Source organism: Latilactobacillus parasakei, assembly GCF_049674265.1.
Taxonomy (GTDB): Bacteria; Bacillota; Bacilli; order Lactobacillales; family Lactobacillaceae; genus Latilactobacillus; species Latilactobacillus sakei.
In genome coordinates, this window is sequence record NZ_CP186861.1 from 1931912 (window position 1) to 1957790 (window position 25879).

The window sequence follows — 25879 nt, forward strand, 5'->3', positions numbered from 1 at the left end:
ACAAAATAGGAATTAAAGGCAATTAAGCAGATTAATCATTGGTCTTCAGGTTAAATTTGTGTACAATATAGAATAGATTGAATGAAGCAGAGGCAGATTAGTGGCAAAGAAGAAAAAACGGCGCACAACTAAAAAATGGTACAGCACTAAGAAGAGACAACCGACAGAATGGCTAGTCGTCCTATTAGGTGTTTTATTTGCTCTGGGGGTTGGGTTAGTGCTCTATATTCAATACACCGGCGCACAGACCCAGGAACGCTTAGCTAATGAGGCCAAACAAGAAGAGTTGGCTAAAGTGAAGAAGAAAAAAGAATTTATTAACCAATTAGCGCCCTATGCGCAAGAATTACAACAAAAATACCACGTCCTTTCTAGCATCACATTGGCCCAAGCCATCTTAGAAAGTGATTGGGGCAAGAGTTCACTCGCAGCGGATTACCATAACTATTTTGGGATTAAAGGCGACGACCCGGATAATACCAAAGAAATGACCACTAAGGAATACTTGAACGGCCAATGGGTGACGACTACCGCGCGCTTTCGGGTTTACCGTGACTATCGCGAGTCTATGTTAGATCACGTCTTACTCTTTGCGCACGGGACATCTTGGGATCATAATCATTATCAACACGTTGTGGCAGCCACCAATTATACACAGGCAGCCCAAGCGCTCAAACAAGATGGTTACGCAACGGATCCTAATTATCCGGAGAAGTTGATTGAACTCGTCAAAACCTATCGATTGGACCAATTCGATTGATAAACACCATAAATAATCTTGTTTATGATAATAAATCTTGAAAAGTCTTAATTAAAGTTGTCGCTAGCTTTTATTTGTGGTAACCTATTTTTAATTCAATTTCAGAAAACAAGGGAGTGCTAGGTGTGCGGTTATTAGAGGAACGTATTAAAAAAGATGGTCAGGTTTTAGGAGAAGATGTATTGAAGGTTGACAACTTCTTAAATCATCAAGTTGATCCAGAACTCATGGCAGCAATGGGTGAAGAGTTTAAACGATTATTTGAAGGTGCCCCAATTACTAAAATCCTAACGGTTGAATCATCAGGCATTGCCCCAGCGGTCTTTGCTGGCCTTGCTTTCCACGTTCCCGTTGTTTTTGCACGTAAGCACAAGAGTTTAACACTCCAAGATAATATGTATAGCGCAACTGTTTATTCATATACGAAAAAGGTCAACAACCACATTTCAATTTCTAAGAAATTCTTGAACGAAAACGATCGTGTTTTAGTGATTGATGATTTCTTAGCAAACGGTCAAGCGGTTGAAGGCTTATTAGAAATTATCGACCAAGCTGGTGCCCAACTTGAAGGGGTCGGCATTGTCATCGAAAAAACATTCCAAAAAGGTCGCGAATTATTAGATCAACGCGGTATTCACGTTGAATCATTAGCACGAATTGCTGCTTTTGAACAAGGCGAAGTGGTCTTCTTAGACGAAAATAACGAAAATTAATTTGAAAAAGGCCAGTGATGGTCTTTTTTTGTGCGAAAAATATCAAGATTTAGTTAAAGTACTAGGTAGTTAGGGGCAGAATTCGCTATAATAGAGGTATCTGAGAATTGAAGTCATGTGCATAAGAAAGTAGGTAGAAAGATGCCAGTTATTTATCCGGGTCAAACGATTGGAATTATTGGAAATGATCAACGTGCGTACATGTTAGCTTTAAAAGCTAAGGAAATGGGCTACCGCGTTGCGGCAATTGTCACCGAACAGACACAAGATTCATCATTAGCCGCAGTACTTGATATTCAGATTGAAGGCGATCCACAGCAATACGAAACGCTCGCACGCTTAGGCGATTGTTGCCAGGTGCTCACGTATACGGATGAATCGCTCGATGAAACACTATTAGAACAATTAGTGCAAGATTACAATGTCCCCCAAGGTAGCGATGCGCTCTCAATGACGCAAGATCGTTACCTCGAAAAGGTCTTCTTAAATGATCTTAATATCAATATCTCGCCATATGTGACAGTTGTCGATAAGACGGATATTGAACAAGGGGTCGATTCAATTGGTTATCCTTGTATTTTAAAACCAATTCAACGCGGCTTTGGCCGGCAATATCATCAATACCTTGAATCACCAGCCGATTTGGCCAAAATGGACGATACATTGGAATTGGGGGCTTACCTATTAGAATCATGGGTTCCTAAACAACAAGAATTGGCCGTGATGGTTGCCAAGGATTATGAAGGGCAAGTGGTCACGTTACCGATTATTGAAAATCAAATGCAAGACCAAGATTTACAATTATCGATTACACCGGCCCGCATCGATCAAGATGTTGCAGAAGAAATTGAACGCTTAGCGACTGTGATTGGGCAAAATCTTGATTATATGGGCATCTTCGGGATTGAATTCTTCTTGACCGCGGATATGAACATCTACGTTAAGCGAATTGTCACCGCACCACATGAAACCGGGGATGTGCTTAACCGCATTTTGAACTTCTCACAATATGAATACCACTTAAAGGCGATTTGCCAGTTAGCAATCGGCCCATCACGCTTAAACAACGCGGGCGTTTGTTTAAGAGTAACACCAAAACAGTGGTCACTGATTCAAACGCAAATGAAGATCAAGCCGGATTGGTATTTCAATCGTTGTCAGACAATTGGGACGCAAGAAAGTGGCTATATCACAGCCGTCGGGCATAATATTCAACCACTATTGGATAATTTCGAAGCAGCCGAATTAATTTAAAAAGAAATCGACCGTTAGTTGATACTTTTCAACTGAACGCATTTGGAGGAAGAAACATGTTAGAACGTTATACACGCCCAGAAATGGGTGCCATCTGGACTACTGAAAATCGCTACCAAGCTTGGCTTGAAGTTGAAATTTTAGCCGTGGAAGCTTGGGCTAAATTAGGCGATATTCCAGCGGAAGACGCCGCTAAAGTACGCGCTAACGCGAGCTTTGATGTTGAAGAAATCAACCGCTTAGAAGCAATTACACATCATGATGTGGTCGCTTTTACCCGCGCGGTTTCAGAATCATTGGGTGCCGAAAAGAAATGGGTGCACTACGGTTTAACGTCTACAGATGTTGTTGATACAGCCCAAGGCTATATTTTAAAACAAGCCAACGACTTAATTCGGGCCGATATTGAACGATTCATGGCCGTTTTGAAACAAAAAGCTTACGAATATCAAAACACAGTGATGATCGGTCGGACACACGGGGTGCACGCTGAACCAACAACGTTTGGTTTGAAGTTAGCGACTTGGTATGCTGAAATGAAACGGAATCAAGAACGTTTTGAACGGGCTGCAGCGGGCGTTGAAGCCGGTAAAATCAGTGGGGCAGTCGGTACTTTTGCGAATATCTCACCAGAAATTGAAGCTTACGTAACAGAAAATCTTGGCATTCGCGCCCAAGATATTTCAACACAAGTCTTGCCACGCGATTTGCACGCCGACTATATTAATACAATGGCGGTTGTCGCAACATCAATCGAACATTTTGCGACTGAAATTCGTCATTTACAACGTACCGAAGTCCGCGAAGTGGAAGAATTCTTTGCTAAAGGTCAAAAGGGCTCTTCAGCAATGCCGCATAAACGTAATCCAATCAGTTCTGAAAACGTTAGTGGCTTAGCCCGCGTCATTCGCGGTCATGTCATCACGGGGATGGAAGATGTTTCATTATGGCATGAACGGGATATTTCACATAGTTCAGCAGAACGAATTATCTTGCCTGATACGACGATTTTATTAGACTATATTCTAAATCGCTTCACACGAATTATTGAAAAATTAACTGTTTTCCCAGAAAAAATGAAAGCTGACATGAATTTAACGCACGGCTTGATTTACAGCCAACGAGTCTTATTGAAGTTAGTTGATTCTGGGTTAAGTCGAGAAGCAGCTTACGATTTGGTACAACCAAAAACAGCCCTTGCATGGGATGAACAAAAAGATTTCCGTCAATTATTAGAAGCAGATCCAAAAGTCATGGCACAATTAACACCAGCTGAAATGGACGACGCTTTCGACTACCACTGGCACCTCAGCCAAGTACAAACAATTTTTGACAGAGTATTTAAATAAGAGTGGTTTTGCCAACGGGTAGGCTCTGAGCACTAGCAAAGCGTCGTGAATAAGCGATGAAATCGATTATTTGCGATGCAAAGCTAGGCACAAGAGGCTGTTGGAAAAAGCACATTTTAAATAAGAGTAGTTTTTCCAATGGGTAGGCTCTGAATCTTAATAAAAACCAAAAAACGCCTTAACCATTATTTATGGTTAAGGCGTTTTTTATGGGCGAATAAATTCCGATTCAAATGCACATTCATGGTGTTGATTGCTGAGGGCCAGTTCAAAGGCTTTTTGCCCTAAAGTGAAGAAGTGATGGTCAATCGTTGGCATTTTTAGGAGGAAACTCGAGAGTTGTTTTTCCTGCCCTATCAAAATGGGGGCAGAAAGTTGGTGGTCCAAATGATACTGGCGTACGCCAGCCGCAATATCATCACCGTTAGTAAAATAGCAATTAAGAGCTGGTTGGCGTGCAATCAGTTGCTCGGCGGCGCGGTAGCCATCTTCAAAAGAGCGCATGCCACCAATCATCAACTGCTGATTTGGCTTTTGGTGGAAAACCTGTTGATAAGCCCCTGTGACGGCCACCCAGGTGGGACTTTTGGCCAGATTACGACTCAAGAGCAACCCGATTTGTTGGACCTCAAGCGATTTAAGGTAGTCAAAGGCGGCTAAATAGGCCGGTTCACGGTTGGAATACACCGCTGAAATATGATGCTGCCCTGGATTTTCACAGCAAACAATCTGACCGTAGCGCGTATAGTCTTCTAAAACCGCTAGCGGTAGTTCGTGCGAGGTAAAAATCAACGCCGTAAAATTCTTTCGCTTCAATTGCTCGAGGTAATCGCGCTCAACGGTTCGATTGTATTCTGAAGGCAGTAATACAATGTGATAGCCACTCGAAAAGGCGGCGTCCATGATCCCGTTTAAGAGCTGATTAAAATAGGGATGGTCATTGTGCGGTAGAACGACGCCGATATTTTTATTTTGGCCAAAGCTTAAATCGCGCGCCAAACTATTGGGGACGTAATCTAGTTGCTTGATGACCGCTTCAATCGCTTCTTTGGCAGCGTTAGACACGTATTTTTGTTGATTTAAAACGCGGGAGACGGTCGAAACCGAATAGCCGCTTTTTCTAGCAATATCACGAATGGTTGGCATGATTTTAACCTACTTTTTGATTAACTTTTGTAATGTATTTCTTAATCCCGTAGCTAAAGCCACTATGATGATTGGTTTTAGTAATAAATTGACCGGCAGCTTGAATTTGATCACTTGCATTGCCCATCACAATTGGGTGCCCGACGATGCTTAACATCGATAAATCGTTTTGACCTGCGCCAAAAGCGGCACAGTCGGCGGGCGTCAAGCCGGCATTTTTGAGAATGGTCATTAAGGCCTGTGCTTTAGTCGCTTGTTGACTGGTGATTTCTACGTACATTGTACCTGATTGTTGGACGGAAAGGCCAGGTAAGTGAAGTTGGTCAATAAATTGTAAAACGGCTGTGCGTTGTTCATCTTCTGGCACCATCAGCATCACCTTAAAAATTTTAATGAATGGATTTTTCAACTGGTCGTCAAAATTAATGATGGTGGGTAAGAGCCCCGTGAGTTGGGCCTCAGTTTCAATTCCGGCATCAATTTTTTGTGTGTACCAATGCTGTAAATCATAGGCGCTTAAACTAATGTCGCTAAATTCGGTTTGTAATGCAGCGACTAGTTGTGCGACAGTCGTTGTTACGAGTGGATATTCGGCTAAGACCATGGGGAATAAATCAGTGGGTTTGTAGATGAGACCGCCATTAAAAGCAACTTGTGGGGTTGTCAGTTCGAGTTGCTCAACTATCGCCTGCATTTCTTGTGGTGAACGGGCTGAAACTAGGGAGATTGGTAGCGGGCTTGTTTTGGCCGTAGCGATATCTTTTTCGGAAAGTTGTCCCGCCTGGTTTAACAATGTGCCATCTAAGTCAGAAAAAATATATTTAATCATAATGAATGCCACCTTTCTTGGATTAATGTGAGTATAATTTATGAAACGCGTCCCAGGTCAAGGCATAAGATTGACTAGAATTGTAATCCGGTTACTAAGGCGTGTTCGCTTTTTTCTACCTATCTAGTTTGTTATAATAAAGACTAATTGCAATTACGGAAGGATGACTATATTTGTCTGAACAAGAGCTCTTAAAAGGAATGAATCCCGAACAAGCTGAGGCGGTTCTAACAACTGAAGGGCCACTGTTAATTATAGCGGGTGCCGGCAGTGGTAAGACGCGGGTGTTAACGCACCGTGTTGCGTATTTAATTGAAGAAAAACATGTATTGCCATGGCGCATTTTAGCCATCACTTTTACTAATAAAGCAGCGCGCGAAATGCGTGAACGGGTGGGCAATTTACTAGGCGAAGGTGCTCAAGATGTTTGGGTTTCAACCTTCCATGCCCTTTGTGTGCGGATTTTACGACGTGAAATTGAACAAATCGGCTATAACCGGGCTTTTACGATTGCGGATCCTTCTGAACAATTGACGTTGATGCGCCATGTTTGTCGGGATTTAAATATCGATACTAAAAAATATGAACCCAAAGCGATTTTAGGAACAATCAGTAAAGCGAAAAATGCGCTTCAAACACCAGCGGACTATCAAGGTTTAGCCAATGGACCGTTTGAAAAGATGGCGGCAAAATGCTATACAGAATATCAAAAACGACTCCATCAAAACCAAGCGCTTGATTTTGATGATTTAATCATGCAAACAATTCGCTTATTTAGAGAAAATAAGGAAACTTTGGCACATTATCAAGAAAAATTCCAATACATTCACGTTGATGAATACCAAGATACCAATGAAGCGCAATACACATTGGTGAATATGTTAGCTGAGAAGTATCAAAACCTCTGTGTTGTTGGGGATGCCGATCAAAGTATTTATGGTTGGCGGGGTGCTGATATCAGCAATATCATGAACTTTGAACATGATTATCCAGACGCTAAATCAGTGATGTTGGAACAAAATTACCGGTCAACCAAGACCATTTTGGAAGCCGCTAATGGGGTCATTAATCGCAATACTTTCCGAAAACCAAAGGAATTGTGGACCCAAAATGAAGAAGGCCAACCGATTACGTATTATCGAGGCCAGAGTGAACGCGACGAATCTTTATTTGTCATCACGAAGATTCAAGAAGAAATGCAAAAAAATAACCGTAAATACGGCGACTTTGCAGTGTTATATCGGACTAATGCGCAATCTCGGACAATTGAAGAAGCGTTTGTTAAAGCTAACATGCCTTATAAAATGGTCGGCGGACACAAATTCTATGACCGGAAAGAAATTAAGGATATCCTCGCTTATTTACGTTTAGTCGTTAATGCGGCCGATTCAATGAGTTTTGAACGGATCGTCAACAGCCCTAAACGGGGGATTGGCCCTGGTACGCTTGAAAAATTAGGGCAGTTTGCCGATGATCACCAATGGTCATTATTGGAAGCGGCACAAAATGCTGAATTATCAACGATTCCCGCTAGAAGTCGCAATACTTTAATCGACTTTGGGAACGTAATTGGCGATTTAGCGAAGATGCGTGAATTCTTAAACGTGACGGACTTGACCGAACAATTATTGGACAAGACCGGCTACAAGAAGGCACTTGAAGTTGAAAATACACTAGAATCACAAACCCGTTTAGAAAATATTGAAGAATTACTATCTGTAACGAAACAATTTGATGAGCATTATGAACCCGAAGAAGAAGACAGTGATTTATTTGTGGACTTCTTAGCGGAATTATCATTGGTTTCTGATTTGGATTCTGTTGAAGAAGAAGCTAGTGAAGTCACGATGATGACCTTGCATGCGGCTAAAGGCCTTGAGTTCCCAGTAGTCTTTTTAATGGGGATGGAAGAAGGTATTTTCCCACTATCACGGGCGTTATTGGAAGAAGACGAGTTAGAAGAAGAACGGCGTTTGGCGTATGTTGGAATTACCCGTGCTGAAAGTAAGCTTTATTTAACGAATGCTTATTCACGGATGTTGTATGGTCGTCAACAAAGTAACCAAGCTTCACGATTTGTTGGTGAAATTGATGATAAATTATTGGATTACGCGAACGGCAATGCCGGCAGTATTCCAGAACGTAAGCTACCATTTGGCAAGTCGAATAGCTACGCCAGAGCAACCGCTACGACGTATAACGGGCCTAAAACAACCACTAGTCATAAAATTGCCGATACAACCGGTGGCGATAAGAGTGGTAGTTGGCAAGCGGGCCAAAAAGTCCAACATAAGAAGTGGGGCATTGGCACAGTCGTCAAGGTCAACGGCACAGGCGGCGACCAAGAACTAGACATCGCCTTCAAGGAACAAGGTGTCAAGAGACTACTAGCAAGCTTCGCACCAATAGAAAAAGTAGAATAAAGTGCGCAAGCAGGCGATTATACTCTGATGATTAGTGTAATACCGTGAATAACCGGCAAAGCCGGTTGTTTGCGGTATGTAACTAACCGGAAGAGTATGCCTAACAGAGCACGTTTCAATCCAACAAAGGAGTGTCCAATATGGGTTTAGCCAAACCAGTTGAAGATTATACCCAGAGTGAGGCGGCTTCACTTGCGCAACAATTGCGCGATCAATTAGCCGACTACAGTCAGGCGTACTATACACAGGATGCGCCCTTAGTGGAAGATCATGTGTACGATGAGTTGTATCGTGATTTAGAGCAGCTCGAAGCCGCTTTTCCGGTGATTGTGACCAATGATTCACCAACTCAAAAAGTCGGTGGCCAAGTCTTACCAGGTTTTACAAAGGTCACGCATGAGATTCCCATGTTATCGATGGGGGATGTCTTTTCTGAAGCCGAGTTGGCAGCGTTTGACCAACGGTTACGAAAAAATACGGCAACGGAAATCGAGTATAATGTCGAGTTAAAAATCGATGGCTTAGCGATTGATTTAATTTATGAAAAAGGCCGCTTTGTCCGGGGGGCCACGCGTGGTAACGGGACAATTGGTGAAGATATTACTCAGAATTTAAAGACAATCAAGGCGATTCCGCAAAAACTAACGCGTCCCGTTTCAATTGAGGTCCGCGGTGAATGTTACATGCCCAAAGCGGCTTTTGCAGATTTGAATCAAAAACGGGAAGCAGAAGGCCAAGAACCGTTTGCTAATCCACGGAACGCGGCGGCTGGTAGTTTACGCCAATTGGATGCTAAGGTGGCAGCTGCTCGTCAATTGAGCGCCTTTATCTATACGATTGTCACGTTTGATGATGTGCAGGCGACAACGCAAAGTGAGGCCCTCCATGTTTTAGCTGAATTAGGTTTTAACGTGAACCCAACGTCTGTTGTCTGCCAAAATATGGCTGAGGTACAGGCGTTTATCGAACAATACCAAGGGACACGGAACGATTTGGCGTATGGCATTGATGGGGTTGTTTTAAAAGTAAATGATCTTGCGCTCCAACGTCAATTAGGCAACACGGTTAAAGTGCCACGCTGGGAAATTGCCTATAAATTCCCACCTGAAGAAGCAGAGACCGTCGTTCGTGAAATCGAATGGACCGTTGGCCGAACTGGGGTTGTGACACCAACCGCGGTTATGGATCCGGTTCAACTAGCTGGGACGACCGTTTCACGAGCATCATTACACAATGCGGATATGTTACGCGATAAAGATGTTCGATTGCTTGATACAGTGCTCTTGCACAAAGCGGGAGATATTATTCCAGAAATTTCGCAAGTTGTTTTAGACAAGCGTCCTAGCGATAGTCAAGTTTATGCCGTACCAACGACTTGTCCATCATGTGGGCACGATTTGGTCCATTTGGATGAAGAAGTAGCGTTGCGTTGCATTAATCCAATGTGTCCGGCTCAAATGAAGGAACAACTCACCCATTTTGCTTCTCGGAACGCGATGAATATCGATGGCTTAGGTCCACGGATTATTACCCAATTGTTGGAAAAAGAGTTGATCCACGATGTGGCCGATTTATACCGGTTAACAGCGGATGATTTAGCCCAATTGGATAAATTTAAAGAAAAATCTATTAATAATTTATTAAATGCAATCGATGCTAGTCGCCAGAATTCGCTAGAAAGGTTATTATTTGGGTTAGGGATTCGCCATGTGGGCGCTAAAGCTGCCCGTTTATTGGCTGAACATTTCCAAACATTAGCAGCCTTGATGGCGAGTGATCAAGAAACTATCATTACGGTTGATACGATTGGCACGATTATTGCTGACAGCCTTGTGACTTATTTTGCGGATAGTCAGGTGCAAACCTTGATGGCAGAATTAGAAGCAGTCGGTGTTAATTTAACCTATACGGGTGTTACTAAAGCCCAAGCGGCAACTAGTGACAGCTACTTTAACGGTAAGACGGTTGTTTTAACAGGTAAGTTAGAACAGTATACGCGTGGTGAATTGAAGCAATTGCTTGAAGACAACGGCGCGAAGGTCACAGGGTCTGTTTCTAAGAAGACGGATGCGTTAATTGCGGGGCAAGATGCCGGTAGCAAACTTGAAAAAGCACAGTCATTGGCAATCCCCATTATTAATGAAGCTGATTTAGATAATTATTTGGCGCAGTAGGTAAAGTTCGGTATAATAACCAAGAGCGCGCGTTTAATTCATTTAACGCGCTTTAATCGGAATTAAGGAGGCACCATTCTCAGTGGCAAAGTATAAAATATGGGTCGTTGCAGCAGCAACTCTTTTATTGTTAGCAGGTTGCACAAGTCTTCCAGGCACTTCATCGAGTTCAAGTAGTAAAGCGACTAAAAAATTACAAACAACGGGTAAAGTGACCGATAGTATGTATGAAGGCGTAATTGATAATGGTCAGTATAAAACTAGCCAGACTCGGGGATTAACAACGCAACAGAGTAACACCTCTTTTGATGTTAAGAGTCTTGAGAGTGGGCTTCTTAAACTATCCAAGGAACAATTTCCCACTTCAAAATATGTTTTCCAAGAAGGGCAAAGTTTAAAGACCGCCCAAGCGCAAAAATGGTTAGCACGTAAATCTAAAACGAATACAGAGGGCTTAAACCCCGAAGATAATGGCCAAAAAGATCCGAATAAACGGAATCCAATTTATCTCCAACAAATATTGGAACAAGATTATTTAGGTGAAGATGGCAGTATGAAAGGCATGAGTATTGGCCTAGGGATGAATCAAGTTGATTACTATACCAAGGAACAATACGGTGCAACATTTGAAACGAAGATTTCAAAAGCGATGATGACGCAACAAGGCAAACAAATGGCTAATAAAGTTTTAAGCCGGATGCGTCAAAAGAAGGGCCTCAGCGATACGACAATTGTCATTGGACTTTATAAACAAGCCCCTAAGGATAGTTTAGTTGGTGGCACATTCTTCGCTTATGGGGTCAGCAAAAAAGGCAGCACAACGATTGATTCATGGCACGAATTGAATCAAGAAAATCAAGTGCTACCAGTTGTAAATGATGAAAAAGCAATTAATCAAGACGACGCGACAGCTTTTAACAGCTTTAAAACACAAGTTGAAACGTTCTTCCCGAACTTAAGTGGTGTGACCGCTCAGACGCATTATGAAGAAGGCGTCTTAGCAGGCATGAATATCACGGTTAATACGCAATTCTACAGTGAAACGGAAATTATGAGTTTTACACAGTATATTGCGACGGCCGCGGATAAGTATTTACCGCGTAACATTCCGCTTGATATCTCAATTACATCGGCGGAAGGGATGCAAGCTTATGTTGGGCGTGCATCAGGCAGCAAAGGCTTTACCACACACGTTTTCGGTAGTTATTAAATAAGAGATTCAAAAAGCTCCCGGCAATCAGTTGATTGCCGGGAGCTTTTTTTAATTATAGGCCTTTGATAGCATGTGCGATCATTTTTTCTAGGGGTTGCATCACTTGTGCTGAAGCCCAGTCAAATGTGAGTTGCTTAATCGTTGCAACACTTGGCATTGGTTTGAACTTTTCTTTTTTAGGTTGTGCTTTTTTAACAGGTGTTGCTGTTTGTTTAGTAGTAGTAGTTGCTGCTTCTGGTGTTTGTTGTTCGCTAACGGCAGGTGCTGCTTCTGCAGTAGGCTGAGCAGCTGTTTGGTTTGTTGTTGCAACGTCTTCAGTATCAGCTGTTTCGGCAGGTGCTGTTTGGCTTGTTGTGCCATCAGCATATTCCCAATAGTGCTGTGTTTGACCGTTGACAGTTTCTTCAACTTCAACAGGAGAATCATCAGTGAAGTCCATATCTAGCCAAGCATCATTCACCTCTTCTTCAGCCGCCCGTTCTTCTGCAGCTTTTGCTTGCATTTCTGGGGTGATGCCTGAGAAAGTAACACCGACAGTAGAAGTAGCAGCTGAAACGGATTGATGTTGAATTGTTAGTCCGGCGAATAGGCTAAGGCTAGCAACGGCTAAAAAACGAGTAAATGATGTAATGGTCATAATAAGTTCCTCCTTGTAATAATGGTTAAATGATTATTTCTTCTAACGTATTTGTCTAGTCAATTATATAAGTTTGAACGTATGGTTGTCTACCATTCATTGTTATGAATCATATCGAGTCCTAATGAGTTGTATAAGATATATTGTTACCAGTAATGATAAAACTAATTAGGGTAAAAAGTTTGAGATAGCAACTAATGGTAACGATTACATGAATAAGTTATAGAAAACGACCAAATTCCGGGGGATGTCACTTTCATCTAGGGCAATATATGGTAAAATTAATCAGAATGGATAAATAGTGACTGAATTAGAAAAGGGGTTTACTCATGATTGATAAAAAACAAGTTCAGCATGTCGCAGAACTTTCCAAATTAGCTTTCAGTGATGAACAATTAGAACAATTCACTGAACAACTTGCCGACATCATGAAAATGACTGATGAATTAAACGAAGTGGATACCACAGGTGTTCCCGTAACGACTCATGTAAATGGCCTCAAGAACATTGTTCGCGAAGATGTTGCCCAACCAGGGACAGATCGTGAAATCTTAATGAAGAATGCACCAGATTCAGCAGACGGCTTATTGAAAGTCCCTGCCATCATGGACAAGGAGGAAGCCTAACCGTGGATTATTTAAACGAAGATTTACAAAGTGTTCATGACAAACTAGTTGCTGGTGACTTAACGGCTAGTCAATTAGTAACGGATACATTAGAAACGATTAAAACCAAAGAACAACAAGTTGATGCTTTCTTAACAATCGATGAAAAAGGCGCTCAAGAAGCAGCTGCCAAAATCGATGCGCAACCAATCGATGCTGATAACTTATTAGCAGGGATGCCAATTGGGATTAAAGATAACTTATTGACAGACGGTGTCACAACGACAGCTGCTAGCAAGATGCTTGCTAACTTCAAACCTGTTTTTGATGCGACCGTTGTTGAAAAATTAAAGGCTAAAAAGGCCATCATGATTGGTAAAACCAACTTAGATGAATTTGCCATGGGTTCTTCAACCGAAACATCTGCCTTTAAGAAGACTAAAAACCCTTGGGACCTTGATAAAGTGCCTGGCGGTTCTTCAGGTGGTTCAGCAGCAGCTGTTGCCGCTGGTGAAGTGGTTGCTGCTTTAGGGACAGATACTGGTGGTTCAATTCGACAACCTGCTGCTTTTAACGGGATTGTCGGCATCAAACCAACTTATGGCCGCGTGTCACGTTGGGGAGCCATCGCTTTTGCGTCAAGTCTTGATCAAGTCGGTGTCTTCAGTCGAACTGTTGCTGATAATGCAACTGTTTTACAAGCCATTAGTGGCCATGATGAAAAAGACAGTACCAGTGCCGATTATGAAGTACCTGATTTCCGGGCTGCTTTAAACGGCGACATCAAGGGCATGAAGATTGCCGTTGCCAAAGAATACATGGCAGAAGGTGTTGAACCAGCTGTTAAGGCTCAAATCGAAGCTGCTATTGAAACCTTCAAGTCATTGGGTGCAACGGTTGAAGAAGTTAGCTTGCCACATTCTCAATATGCGGTTCAAACTTATTACATCATTGCCTCAAGTGAAGCCTCATCTAATTTGTCACGTTTTGATGGGATTCGTTATGGCTACCGTTCACCTGAAGCTAAGACGCTTGAAGATGTTTACGTTAAATCACGTTCTGAAGGCTTTGGCGATGAAGTGAAACGCCGGATTATGCTTGGCACATTTGCTTTATCATCAGGTTTCTATGATGCTTACTTCAAAAAAGCGGGTCAAATGCGGACGTTAATCATTCAAGATTTCGAAAATGTTTTCGAAGATTACGATTTAGTTGTGGGGCCTACAACGCCAACAACCGCCTTCAAGTTAGGTGACAAGGTCACAGATCCTGTCACAATGTACATGAATGATATCTTAACGATTCCTGCTAATATGGCTGGTTTACCAGCAATGTCAGTACCTGCTGGCCTTGTTGATGGGATGCCAGTTGGCTTACAAATCATTGGGAAAGCCTTCGACGAAGAATCAGTTTATCGTGCCGGTTACGCCTTTGAACAAGCCACAGGATTCAACAAAAACGTACCAAGCTTTAAAGGAGGACAAGCCTAATGAATTTCGAAACAACAATCGGACTTGAAGTGCATATTGAATTAAAAACCAACTCAAAAATGTACAGTCCATCTCCTGTTAATTATGGTGCAGAACCTAATACCAACACGAATGTTATCGACTGGGGTTATCCTGGGACATTGCCAACTTTGAACAAGGGTGCTTACACACTTGGGATGATGGTCGCAACAGCACTACACGCTGATATTGCCCGTGATACACATTTTGACCGGAAAAATTATTTCTACCCAGATAATCCAAAGGCTTATCAAATCACACAATACGAACAACCGCTTGGTAAAGATGGTTATATCGAAGTTGAGATTGATGGTCACAAAAAACAAATCGGGATTGCTGAATTGCACGTCGAAGAAGATGCCGGTAAGAATACGCATGGTTCAGACGGCTATTCATACGTCGATTTAAACCGTCAAGGAACAGCCTTGATCGAAATCGTCTCAAAACCTGATATGTCAACACCTGAAGAAGCCTATGCTTACCTTGAAACCTTACGTCAAATCGTTCAATTTACGGGCGCATCTGATGTTAAGATGGAAGAAGGATCAATGCGAGTGGATACCAACATTTCTGTGCGACCAATTGGCGCTAAGAAATATGGTGTTAAATCAGAATTGAAAAACTTGAACTCATTTAACCATGTCCGTTTAGGGTTGGCTTATGAAATCAAGCGTCAATCACAACTTTTGATTGCTGGTGAAACAATTCGTCCAGAAACTCGTCGTTTTGATGAAAAATCAGGCGAAACCTACTTAATGCGGGTTAAATCTGGTGCGGATGATTACCGTTACTTCCCAGAACCAGATCTACCACCAATGCACATTGGCGATGACTGGTTGAAAGAAGTGCAAGATAATATGCCTGAAATGCCTGCTAAACGTCGGACACGTTATGTTGATGAATTAGGCTTACCAGAATACGATGCGGGTGTCTTAACGAACACGAAGGAAATGTCTGACTTCTTTGAAGCAGCTGTTGCCAACGGTGCCGCACCTAAACAAGTTTCTAACTGGTTGATGGGCGAAGTGAATGCTTACTTGAACGACAAGCAAATTGACCTTCAAGAAACAGCATTAACACCAGAACATTTGGCCCAAATGATCAACTTGATCAAAGACGGTATTATTTCATCGAAGATTGCTAAAAAGGTCTTCCAAGAAATTATCCAAAATGATACGGATCCAAAAGCATGGGTTGAAGCTAAAGGGATGGTTCAATTATCAGACCCAGCTAAGTTGACACCAATCATCACAGGCATCCTTGATGATAACCAACAATCAATTGACGATTTCAAGAATGGTAAAGACCGGGCAGTTGGCTTCTTAGTCGGTAAGATTATGAAGGAAACACGTGGTCAAGCTAATCCGAAAGTGGTTAATGACTTATTGATGGCTGAATTAAATAAACGATAATCAAGAATTAGGAGATTCATATGCAAAAACGTGCACGGTTAATTTATAATCCAACTTCAGGACATGAAGTAATGAAGCGAAGTGTTGCTGATATTCTGGATATTTTAGAACAAGCGGGTTATGAAGCGAGCGCTTATCAAACAACACCTGAACCAGCATCTGCGCAAAAAGAAGCAACGCGTGCTGCTAAGGCCAACTTTGATTTAGTGGTTGCCGCCGGTGGTGATGGTACGATCAATGAAGTAGTCAACGGCATTGCAGGACTAGCAAAACGCCCTAAAATGGCGATTATTCCTGCCGGGACAACAAATGATTACGCGCGGGCTTTGAAGATTCCGCGTGATAATCCAGTCGACGCAGCGAAAGTGATTTTAAAAAATCAAACGCTCAAAATGGATATCGGTCAAGCAAACGATAACTATTTCATGAATATTGCCGGGGGCGGCTTGTTGACAGAGTTGACGTATGAAGTCCCTTCTGATTTCAAATCAATATTTGGTTATTTAGCATATATCGTCAAAGGTGCAGAAATGTTACCTCAGATTAAGCCGATTCAAATGCATCTTGAATATGATGAGGGCACTTATGATGGTCAAGCATCGCTCTTCTTATTAGGTTTGACGAATTCTGTCGGTGGGTTTGAACAGGTGGCACCAGATGCTCAACTTGATGATGGGAATTTCTCATTAATCGTTGTCAAAACGGCCAACATGGCTGAATTAGTCCATCTGATGGCACTGGTACTAAAAGGTGGCAAACACGTTGATGATCCGCGGATTATTTACACGAAGACGTCTAAGTTAGTGGCTCGACCAGCTGACGAAAACGACAAGATGATGATTAATCTAGATGGTGAATACGGTGGCGATGCGCCGATGACTTTTGTTAACTTACAACAGCATATTGAAATGTATGTTAATAAAGAAGCGATTCCGGATCACGCAATCACAACGGAGACACCAGAAGAGCTCGCAGCAGAAGATCAATTCGTCAAAGAAGTCGAAGAAATATCAAAAGAAGATATCGACGGTGACGGTAAAATAGGTTAAACTAAACTATTAGGCGAAAAGAGTCCGGCGCAAAACTCAGTTTTGTTTCAGACTCTTTTTAAACAACAAAAAAGAGGTTACTATGAAAATTCAAGCACCAGTAAGAAAAAATGAAAAGTTAACGGTCGATATTATGGATTTGACCTATGAAGGCATGGGTGTTGCCAAAGTTGACAACTACCCATTATTCATCGAAGGTGTTTTACCTGATGAACAAGCCGAAGTGGAAGTCACAAAGGTCAACAAACAATACGGTTTCGCACGTTTGGTTAACTTATTAAAGAAAAGCCCAGATCGTGTTGAATCAAAAGCGAATATCTACTCACAAACTGGGATCGCACCACTTCAACACTTGGCATACCCAGCGCAATTAACGTTTAAACGCAATCAAATCTTAAATGTTTTCCAAAAAGCGCATTTGGATATTCCAGTCCAACCCACACTTGGGATGACTGATCCAACTGGTTACCGTAACAAGGCTCAAGTACCTGTTCGGTTTATCGATGGGGCCTTAATGACTGGTTTCTACCGGAAACACAGTCACCAAGTGATGCCAATGGAAGATTTCTACATCCAAGATCCTAAGATTGATGAAGCAATCAAAGTGGTTCGTGATATCTTACGTCGTTTCTACATCGATCCATACAATGAAGATACGCATAAAGGTGTTTTGAGAACAATCATGGTTCGTCGCGGTTATTACAGCCACGAAATGATGATTGTCTTCATCACACGTAGTAAGAAATTACCTGCTGCCCGTGAAATTGCCATCGAAATCAAGAAGGCTCTTCCAGAAGTGGTCAGCATCATGCAAAACGTTAATGCGGCACAAACCAACGTCATTTTCGGTGATCAAACAAAATTAATCGCTGGCCGTGACTTTATTCGCGACGAATTAATGGGCTTGAAATTTGAAATTTCAGCACAATCATTCTATCAAGTGAACCCAGTGCAAACAGAAGTCCTTTACCAAAAGGCAATTGAAGCAGCTGAATTAACCGGCAATGAAACAGTGATCGATGCTTATTCAGGTATCGGGACAATCTCATTGGCAGTGGCTAAACATGCTAAGCAAGTTTACGGCGTTGAAGTTGTTGAATCAGCTGTCATGGATGCCCGTCACAATGCTAAAATCAATGCGATTGATAACGTTGAATTCACACTTGGCAAAGCCGAAGATGTGATGGCCCAATGGCAAACAGACGGCCTTCAAGTCGATGCTTTAATCGTTGACCCACCACGTAAAGGCTTGGAACCAAGCTTTATCGAAGCCGTTGGTCAATTGAAACCTGCTAAGATGGTTTATGTCAGCTGTAACCCAGCAACATTGGCACGTGACTTAGACTTGTTAGCCGCACAAGGTTACCAAGCAGAAGGCACACAACCAGTGGACATGTTCCCACAAACGTTGCACGTCGAATCAGTAACAAAATTAGTATTAAAATAGAGTGCGACATCAGCCGGGTATATCATGAGGATTAGCATAAGCAGGCGAATAACCGACAAAGTCGGTTGTTTGACTGCTGTCGCTAACCGGAATGATATGGCTGAAAGAGCACGTTTAAAAGGCCGTTTAATCCTCATCATTGTGGGTTAGACGGCCTTTTTAGTGGTCTAGGTAAGAAAGACGTGCAAAATAGAATCGTTTCGGCTAGAATAAAGCCAATAAGAGAAATGATAAGAGGGTTAACAGATGAAAGTAATCGTTCAATCTAAATTGCTGTTATTTGGGCAGTGGATCACACGGGTTCAAACCAATCATCCGTTGTATCAAATTATTCAAAGGAGTTTAACATTGTTATTTCCGTTTGTGTTAATCGGTAGTTTAAGCCAATTAATTCAATTGACATTGTTTAATCGCCATAGTTTCATCGCCAGTATTTTTCACTTTTCGACTTGGTTAACGAAGCATAATTATATGCAGGTGCCGTTTAATAGTCTAACGAGTTTAACTTTAGGAATTGTGGCGGCAATCGCAGCTTTTGCAACGGCGCGCTATACCGCTAAGTATTACGGTCGCGACGAACAGCTGGCAAGCATCACAGGCTTAGTAGCCTATCTTTTATTAGCCTTGCGGTATACGCCTAACGGTGAATTGACGTTTAACGCAAATTTGTTGGGAATGGGGGCGCTTTTCTTCGGCTTGCTTGTCGGTTATCTGGTGGGACTTGTTTTCAGATGGCTAGGAAAAGCACAACAGGTTGCCAATCCCCACAACGGCTCAATTGTGGGACGGTCATTGGATTCGCTAGTGCCAATCAGTTTAGTGGTGGTTACCGCAATTTTAGTCGGACTATTGCTCAACTGGTTAGAAATTTCGATTCTACCGGATCAAGTCATCTTAAAATTACAGAATTTAAAAGCGAACCAAACCAGTTTGATTTTTTCACTCGGAATTGGGGTCCTCGTTACGATTTTGACGTTCTTTGGGCTGACCAGCATGCCAACGCTTGAACAGTTTGGCCGTGATGGTTTTGCCGCAACCGCTAACCTGAATTACGCCTTCTTGCATCATACACCATGGCATGTGCCTTATCCGTTTACGTTAGGGACACTTTATGGGCCGTTTGGTGCCATCGGTGGGACCGGTGGCACTTTGGCGCTAGTGATTGCCATTTTCCTTTTCAGTCGCCAGCGCGACCAACATTTGATTGGACGGTGGTCATTGATGCCGGTCCTCTTTAATTTCAATAGTGCCGTTTTAACGGGGCTGCCAGTCTTAGGAAATGGGTTGTACATTATTCCGTTTCTACTAACGCCATTGGTCAATATGGGCATTGCGGCCTTGGCGATTGCGCTTAATCTAATGCCAGCGGTGGTTTATAACGTGCCACTGGGAACGCCGGGATTGCTACAGGCGTTTATTGGGACTAACGGCAACTGGATGGCGTTGGTCATTAGTTTATTAAACGTCTTCGTCGGGGTTTTGATTTATAAACCGTTTATCCAACTTGCTAATCGCCTGCAGGAAGGAGTTGACCAGGATGTCTAAATTACAACGTAAAAGTTTAATTCTCCTTGGCTTGAGTTTTCTATTTTTAGGTGCGCTGATGTGGCCGTCTGCACAATGGACGCGCCAAAATGTGGCGACTTTAACGAAACGGCATGATTCTAAGATGTCACCGGTGATCTTTATTCCGGGGAGTAGTGCGACTCAGAATCGTTTTGATGAGTTGGTCACCAAACTGAATAAAAAGCGGGGCAATAAGCATAGTTTATTAAAATTGACTGTCGATACCAATAATCATATCAGCTATTCTGGCGAAATTAAGCCGCGGGATAACGAACCATTTATCGTAGTTGGCTTTGAAAATAACAAAGATGGCTACAGTAATATTAAGAAACAGGCTAAGTGGTTCTCAATCGCGTTTACCGCGTTGGCCAAGAAATATCAGTTCAATAATTTTAAAGCGGTCGGGCATTCGAACGGCGGTTTGATTTACACGGCCTTTTTAGAGAATTATTTCAATCGGGATGACATTACCGTTAAAAAATTAATGACGATCGGCTCACCCTACAACTTCGAAGAAACCTCGTTGGCCCATAAATCACAAATGTTAACGGATTTTATCGCTAATCGGAAAAAGATTCCCTCGAACTTGTCGATGTATTCTATCGCGGGGACTGAGAACTTTGAAAACGATGGGATTGTACCGGCGCGCAGTGTCGAGGCGGGGAAGTATATTTATCAGGGCCAGGTCAAGCACTATACGGAAATCACGGTTACCGGGAATCAAGCGCAACACTCCGATTTACCGCAGAACCAGCAGATTATTAATCTTCTCGAGCAATATATTTTAAGCAAGACGACTAACCGAATGAATCAACCACCAAAAGCGGGGGCTAATTCGGAAGACGAACAAGATCACTAAAAAAGAAGCGGCGGACAAATATATTGTCCGCCGCTTCTTTTTTAATGTTATAGATGCTTGTCTTTGTTTGCTAATAATTCGCCAACTGCTGGTAGGCTGCCTAAGCTATCAATTGCTTTGTTAGGGAGCACAATGGTGTTATTTTGGCCATCTGCAACGTGTTCCATTGCTTCGATGTTCTTAAATTGTAAGTAAAGTTCGCCGTTATTCACCAAACTAGAGTTGATTAAGTTAATTTGATCCTTAACCGCTTCAGCGACGGTTCTTTGACTTTGCGCTTTCCCTTCAGCTTCCAAGATTTGAGTTTGCTTGTTAGCTTCGGCTTCTAGAATATTGGCTTCCTTAACCCCTTCGGCCTTACGGATGGCAGCGGCTTTGAGCCCTTCAGCTTCCATAATGTTGGCTTCTTTTTCACGAGAAGCACGGAGTAATTTGTTCATTGATTCTTGAATATCGTGTGCAACTTGAATGGAATCGATATTGACCCGATCAACGTTTAAACCATAACCGGCAGTCACAGCGCTTAATTGTTCAAAAAGAGTGTGGTTAATCTTTTCCGTTCCGTTTAAAACATCGTTTAAATCCATGTTCCCGATAATCCCACGTAGTTGGGCCCGTGTATCTTGTACCATACTCAAAACAGAATCTTTATTTTTGTAGACGTATGAATTAACGTCTGTGATGTGGTATTTAAGTGTTTCTGAAATCATGACCACAACGTTATCCTTGGTGATGACTTCTTGTTCCGCCACTTTTAACGGAATTTGTTTCATATTAACCACTTCAGTGATGTGGTATAAAAATGGGAAGACGAGGTGGAAACCAGGTTCCAAGGTCTTCACGTAAACCCCAAGACGTTCTAAAATGCCTACTTCACCAGTATGGATCAAGGCAAAAGATGAGAATAAAGTGATAGCAATTAAAACCAAAATGACAATTAATAAAATCGTTAGAAAAATACCCATATTAAAAACTTCCTCTCCAAAGTAAAACTAGTATTCTAAAACATTGTGTTGGGCCGTAACTGTTAAGTATAATGGTGATACATCAGTGACGACAACTAGTAGACCAGTTTCCGCTGGTCCGGTAACACGGTAATGATATAAGACGCCGAAAAAAGAAATCACGCCCGCCGATTGTGCATCGGGCAGCTGGAATGTTAACCCCAGTAAACGCTCATCTAGCATAATCCGCCTCCTTTGAACATATTGTAGACCATTCAAGTGAAAAGGCAAACAAAAGTGACAACGACGAACAAAATTGTTAGGTCGCTTGTTTGCGGTTAATGAAAATAGTAAACTAAGCGTACTAAGCTTAAGTTGGGGTGAAACGATGAAACGTCGAATGACGCCGATTTTTCAAGATAGTTTTCAAAAGCGCTACTGGCGCCGAATAGTTTTACTAAGCCTCTTAGCAATTGCGGTGATCACTGGTATTTGGTGGTGGCTCCAAAATCGAACTGATCGACCCAATGAACAACAATATCCCGTCTTAGGGGCCCAGATTAGCCAAGAAGATGGCTACCAAGATTATCAAATTTTGAAAAAAGAAGGTCTAAAATTCGTTTATCTAAAAGCGACCGAAGGGGCTTCCTATAAGGATGATAATTTCGATAGTAATTATAGTCGGGCAGAGGGCTCAGGCCTATCAGTCGGAGTTTATCATTTCTTCAGTTTTGATAGCTCACCTGAAGACCAGGCCCAACAGTTTATCAAATCAGTCGGGCAAGATACTGGTCATCTACCAATCATGGTTTATCTTTCTTACTACAATGATTACGCACAAAAACCACCGGCAAAAGCTAAGACACAGCGGGCGATTGCACGGTTTGTGACGCTCATCAATCAGTATTATCATCAAGATTGCATTATCGGTGGCGCGCCGGCGTTGTTGAAACGTTATGTCCCAACAAAAGGCACTTATCCACTGTGGCAAACAACGCAACAGCGGCCGACAGTCGGCACTAAGAATGGCTTTTGGCAGTATACCACTGCTAGCAAAATACCAGGTGGCCGTGATGATTCAGAATATCAATTGGCAGTTTTCACGGGGACACCGCAACAATGGCAAAAACTCAAATAGAAATGGAGCCTAAATATGTTTAAACGCAAAGGCTGGTTATTATTAATCATCATCGTGATTTTCTTTATTGGCGGTAGCTGGGGCATTAAGGAATATTATTACGGTGGTGAAACCTACTACACACAAATTACAACAAATGGTACGAAGCAGGTCGATAAGGACACAGAAGGTAAATCATATGTTTCTTACCAATACGACCTGCCCGCATATGATCAGGCTGGCCATCAAAAAAAGGTGAGCTTTAATAGTGCTAAAAGTTCACGCTTACAAAAACAAGCCTACCTTGAATTAAAGGTTAACGATCGCAAAGGTGTGATGTCATGGCAAAAGGTGGACCAAGCTGATTTACCAAAAGCAGCTGAAAAGGCATTGGCTAAACAATCAAATAGGTAAAAAAGAAGCCGCCCAAATTATGATATACTCCCCTCAAAGTAGACACTTGAATTATAAAAAGTGTGTACCCAGAGAGGAGTATTTTTGTGAGTAAACGGATTTCATATTTAAAGAAAATCGAAGCAGTTCAAGCTGTACTAAATAATCAAGCATCAATCTCAGCCGTCAGCAAAGATTTTTCTGTAGCCAAATCATCACTACGTGACTGGATTAGAAAATACCAAAAATGGGGCGTTAACGGGATTCGTCCCTACAAGATAGTTAGAAATTATCCCCCACAAATTAAGCACGACGCAGTTATAGACGTAGTAAAAAACGGATTATTAATCAGCGAAGCAATACAAAAATATGATATTAGTGACCGATTAGTATTGAGAAAATGGATAAGGCTTTATAATGAACGAAAGCAATGGAAACCAAAAAGATTGGGGCTTTCGTCTATGAAAAGCGGTCGTAGTACGTCATTTACAGAACGAATTGAGATAGTTGAATATACTTTAAAAAAAGGTCGAGATTATCAAGCAGCAATTCAAAAGTATGGGGTATCTTATCAACAAATCTATAACTGGCTTAAAAAATATGAAAATTCAGGAGCCGAAGGCTTAAAAGATGGACGTGGTCATCACAAGAAAAAGCAAGAATTAACTGAATTAGAACGCTTGAAGCTAGAAAATGTACGTCTAAAAAATAGGAATCAGTATTTAGAAATGGAAGCAGATATCGCAAAAAAAGAAGTGGAGCTCAGACAAAGATTCGGTTATTTTCGTTAACCACAAATGACCTGGAATATACAACAGTATCTGAGCTCCACCAAGAAAAACGGTATTCAATAAAAGCACTATGTGCTTCACTAAAAGTTAGTCGGAGTGGCTATTACAAATGGTTAAAGGCTGGTCCGTCTAAAGCTGAAGAAATCAGGCAAGCACAAGCGGCAATCATTAAAGAAGGCTTTTACCAGTCAGATAAAACATTTGGAGCAATTAGAATTAAATGTGCAATAAGACGTGAACATCAAATAGATATTAATATAAAAACGGTTAGACGCTTAATGAAGATTATGGGACTTGTGTCAGATATTAGACGGAAACGACCAATCTGGCAACGTAGCAGGTCTTTATTTACAGCGGGGAATATTATAAGTCGTGAATTTAATGCGGATAAACCAAATCAGAAGTGGTTTACTGATATTAGCTATCTTAGTTACGGGGATACCGGTGAGCGAGCTTATATAAGTGCCATAATAGATAGTTTTGATAAACGAATTGTTGCCTATCAGATAAGCAAACACAACGACAATAAATTGGTTATGAACACGATACGATTAGCTTTTAAAAGATTCCCTGATGTTAAACCAATCATTCATAGTGATCGAGGTTTCCAATATACCTCAACTGAATATAAGCGATTGATAGAACATTATGGTATTAATGTTAGCATGTCCCGCGCGGGACATTGCCTTGATAATCAGCCGATTGAAAGCTTTTGGGGTATTTTGAAGTCTGAATATTTCTATCGACATACTTTTAACTCACTATCCGATTTAAAAGATGGAATTTACGCATATATTGATTATTATATGAATAAACGATATATGCCAATTTACAATGGGTTAACACCAATCGAAGTATACAAAAAAGCCGTATAGAATATACGACTTTAAAAAAACATTCATTTTTTATAAATCATCTGTCTACTTGACAGGGTATGGTTCATTATTTTGGGCGGCTTCTTTATGTATCAATTGGCTTTTTCAAGTCACTTTTTGCGTTTAGCGTCGTATTGCAAACAATCGACTGCGTCGCTTATTCACAACACTATGCTAATGCTCAAAAGCGGGGCACTTGAAAAGAGCACTCTAAAATTAAACGTGCTTTTATTCACTGCCTCTTGTGCTTAACCACGCGCACTAAACGACCGATTTCATCGGTCATTTAGCACGCTGAGTTAATGCTCAGAGCCAAAACGTGAATAAAAGCACTCTTCTTTATTTGATTGGGTATTCCGTGTCTTCTGCTTCGTCGTAGATTGAAACCGGTTGGTGGTTTTCACATGTGATTTTGAGTTGGTAACCAAAATGGTCGAGAAAAATAAGCTCTGTTTCACTTAACAAAATTACCTTACCAGTTAATGGTTTGTGATCAATCTGGATAAGTAAATTTGGCGTGATTTCAAGCGTATGTCGTTTATGCGTTTTTTCATCATCGAAAGTCCAATGACCCGCGTAAAAAGTTGCTATTTTACTGGCTTGAGTGGCCCGGGCCTTTTGTTGATATTGATGAATCGTTTGGTCAAATAATTCTCGTGGTTTTTTAAATTCAAAAATTCGCATAGTCACACCTCAATTACTCTCTATTTTAGCACGAATTACGTGGCTTGCGTGCAATTAATTATCGGACTTAAGGCGGATTTTATTAAGAATCGTTAAAGAACGCGATTATTTATTAAAATACTTAATTGAGG

Annotated in this window: 24 protein-coding genes; 18 read left to right on the top strand and 6 right to left on the bottom strand. The window is 41.6% G+C overall.

Going from position 1 to position 25879, the window contains the following annotated elements; all coding sequences use genetic code 11:
* Positions 1-100: 100 nt before the first annotated feature.
* The 4 genes from ACPBEH_RS09600 to purB all read left to right on the top strand — a co-directional run bounded on the left by ACPBEH_RS09600 (position 101) and on the right by purB (position 4076).
* Positions 101-760 carry a glycoside hydrolase family 73 protein gene (locus ACPBEH_RS09600; protein WP_085391545.1) on the top strand — a complete coding sequence of 220 codons (660 nt, stop codon included), beginning with the start codon at positions 101-103 and terminating at the stop codon, positions 758-760.
* A 125-nt stretch (positions 761-885) separates the two neighbouring features.
* A complete protein-coding gene (locus tag ACPBEH_RS09605) occupies positions 886-1473 on the top strand; it encodes a xanthine phosphoribosyltransferase (protein WP_056947426.1) in 588 nt (195 codons plus the stop codon).
* Between the two features lie 141 nt (positions 1474-1614).
* Positions 1615-2727, top strand: a complete 1113-nt coding sequence (locus ACPBEH_RS09610; protein ID WP_424349021.1) for an ATP-grasp domain-containing protein — start codon at positions 1615-1617, stop codon at positions 2725-2727.
* 56 nt (positions 2728-2783) lie between these two features.
* A complete protein-coding gene (purB, locus tag ACPBEH_RS09615; RefSeq protein ID WP_016265578.1) occupies positions 2784-4076 on the top strand; it encodes an adenylosuccinate lyase in 1293 nt (430 codons plus the stop codon).
* Positions 4077-4283: 207 nt separating this feature from the next.
* Here the strand turns inward: purB and ACPBEH_RS09620 are convergent, their stop codons facing one another.
* Together ACPBEH_RS09620 and ACPBEH_RS09625 are read right to left on the bottom strand one after the other, a co-directional pair.
* On the bottom strand, positions 4284-5222 hold the full coding sequence (locus ACPBEH_RS09620) for a LacI family DNA-binding transcriptional regulator (protein WP_424349022.1): 939 nt from the start codon (positions 5220-5222) through the stop codon (positions 4284-4286).
* Between the two features lie 4 nt (positions 5223-5226).
* A complete protein-coding gene (locus ACPBEH_RS09625; RefSeq protein ID WP_424349023.1) occupies positions 5227-6051 on the bottom strand; it encodes an HAD family hydrolase in 825 nt (274 codons plus the stop codon).
* Between the two features lie 200 nt (positions 6052-6251).
* On the opposite strand from ACPBEH_RS09625, the gene pcrA reads away from it, so the two are divergent.
* The 3 genes from pcrA to ACPBEH_RS09640 all read left to right on the top strand — a co-directional run bounded on the left by pcrA (position 6252) and on the right by ACPBEH_RS09640 (position 11858).
* The gene (gene pcrA, locus ACPBEH_RS09630) at positions 6252-8474 is read left to right on the top strand and encodes a DNA helicase PcrA (RefSeq protein WP_424350067.1); all 2223 of its coding nucleotides are present in this window, start codon (positions 6252-6254) and stop codon (positions 8472-8474) included.
* Positions 8475-8614: 140 nt separating this feature from the next.
* Complete coding sequence (gene ligA, locus ACPBEH_RS09635) at positions 8615-10648, top strand: NAD-dependent DNA ligase LigA (protein ID WP_424349024.1); 2034 nt, start codon at positions 8615-8617, stop codon at positions 10646-10648.
* Between the two features lie 82 nt (positions 10649-10730).
* Complete coding sequence (locus ACPBEH_RS09640; protein ID WP_052039198.1) at positions 10731-11858, top strand: CamS family sex pheromone protein; 1128 nt, start codon at positions 10731-10733, stop codon at positions 11856-11858.
* A 55-nt stretch (positions 11859-11913) separates the two neighbouring features.
* Here the strand turns inward: ACPBEH_RS09640 and ACPBEH_RS09645 are convergent, their stop codons facing one another.
* Positions 11914-12498 carry a hypothetical protein gene (locus ACPBEH_RS09645; protein ID WP_424349025.1) on the bottom strand — a complete coding sequence of 195 codons (585 nt, stop codon included), beginning with the start codon at positions 12496-12498 and terminating at the stop codon, positions 11914-11916.
* Between the two features lie 329 nt (positions 12499-12827).
* On the opposite strand from ACPBEH_RS09645, the gene gatC reads away from it, so the two are divergent.
* The 7 genes from gatC (at position 12828) to ACPBEH_RS09680 (ending at position 20944) form a co-directional block, all read left to right on the top strand.
* Positions 12828-13124 (top strand): Asp-tRNA(Asn)/Glu-tRNA(Gln) amidotransferase subunit GatC, encoded by a 297-nt coding sequence (gene gatC, locus ACPBEH_RS09650; RefSeq protein ID WP_011375243.1) that lies wholly within the window; start codon positions 12828-12830, stop codon positions 13122-13124.
* A 2-nt stretch (positions 13125-13126) separates the two neighbouring features.
* Positions 13127-14593, top strand: coding sequence for an Asp-tRNA(Asn)/Glu-tRNA(Gln) amidotransferase subunit GatA (gatA, locus tag ACPBEH_RS09655; RefSeq protein ID WP_424349026.1), 1467 nt, complete (start codon positions 13127-13129; stop codon positions 14591-14593).
* Complete coding sequence (gene gatB, locus ACPBEH_RS09660) at positions 14593-16023, top strand: Asp-tRNA(Asn)/Glu-tRNA(Gln) amidotransferase subunit GatB (RefSeq protein ID WP_011375241.1); 1431 nt, start codon at positions 14593-14595, stop codon at positions 16021-16023. The genes gatA and gatB overlap by 1 nt, the downstream gene beginning before the upstream one ends.
* A 20-nt stretch (positions 16024-16043) precedes the next feature.
* Positions 16044-17072, top strand: a complete 1029-nt coding sequence (locus ACPBEH_RS09665) for a diacylglycerol kinase (RefSeq protein WP_076632222.1) — start codon at positions 16044-16046, stop codon at positions 17070-17072.
* 82 nt (positions 17073-17154) lie between these two features.
* Positions 17155-18519: a 23S rRNA (uracil(1939)-C(5))-methyltransferase RlmD gene (gene rlmD / locus ACPBEH_RS09670; protein ID WP_011375239.1), complete on the top strand. Its 1365-nt coding sequence runs from the start codon at positions 17155-17157 to the stop codon at positions 18517-18519.
* A gap of 246 nt (positions 18520-18765) precedes the next feature.
* Positions 18766-20064, top strand: a complete 1299-nt coding sequence (locus ACPBEH_RS09675; protein WP_424349027.1) for a PTS transporter subunit EIIC — start codon at positions 18766-18768, stop codon at positions 20062-20064.
* Entirely contained in the window at positions 20057-20944 is an 888-nt protein-coding gene (locus tag ACPBEH_RS09680; protein WP_424349028.1) for an alpha/beta hydrolase, read from the top strand. Before ACPBEH_RS09675 ends, ACPBEH_RS09680 begins: the two co-directional genes overlap by 8 nt.
* Positions 20945-20991: 47 nt before the next feature.
* Here ACPBEH_RS09680 and ACPBEH_RS09685 read toward each other — a convergent pair whose 3' ends face one another.
* On the bottom strand, positions 20992-21909 hold the full coding sequence (locus ACPBEH_RS09685; protein ID WP_016265565.1) for an SPFH domain-containing protein: 918 nt from the start codon (positions 21907-21909) through the stop codon (positions 20992-20994).
* 27 nt (positions 21910-21936) lie between these two features.
* Positions 21937-22131 (bottom strand): hypothetical protein, encoded by a 195-nt coding sequence (locus ACPBEH_RS09690; RefSeq protein WP_101378020.1) that lies wholly within the window; start codon positions 22129-22131, stop codon positions 21937-21939.
* Between the two features lie 145 nt (positions 22132-22276).
* Between ACPBEH_RS09690 and ACPBEH_RS09695 the strand changes: the two genes are divergently transcribed.
* The 4 genes from ACPBEH_RS09695 to ACPBEH_RS09710 all read left to right on the top strand — a co-directional run bounded on the left by ACPBEH_RS09695 (position 22277) and on the right by ACPBEH_RS09710 (position 25064).
* Positions 22277-23026 (top strand): GH25 family lysozyme, encoded by a 750-nt coding sequence (locus ACPBEH_RS09695; protein ID WP_424349029.1) that lies wholly within the window; start codon positions 22277-22279, stop codon positions 23024-23026.
* Positions 23027-23041: 15 nt separating this feature from the next.
* Positions 23042-23419, top strand: a complete 378-nt coding sequence (locus tag ACPBEH_RS09700) for a YxeA family protein (protein ID WP_424349030.1) — start codon at positions 23042-23044, stop codon at positions 23417-23419.
* 86 nt (positions 23420-23505) lie between these two features.
* On the top strand, positions 23506-24189 hold the full coding sequence (locus tag ACPBEH_RS09705; protein WP_424348575.1) for a transposase: 684 nt from the start codon (positions 23506-23508) through the stop codon (positions 24187-24189).
* An 11-nt stretch (positions 24190-24200) separates the two neighbouring features.
* Entirely contained in the window at positions 24201-25064 is an 864-nt protein-coding gene (locus ACPBEH_RS09710) for an IS3 family transposase (RefSeq protein WP_424350054.1), read from the top strand.
* Positions 25065-25403: 339 nt separating this feature from the next.
* Here the strand turns inward: ACPBEH_RS09710 and ACPBEH_RS09715 are convergent, their stop codons facing one another.
* Complete coding sequence (locus tag ACPBEH_RS09715; RefSeq protein WP_104964463.1) at positions 25404-25748, bottom strand: DUF4828 domain-containing protein; 345 nt, start codon at positions 25746-25748, stop codon at positions 25404-25406.
* Between the last annotated feature and the right edge of the window lie 131 nt (positions 25749-25879).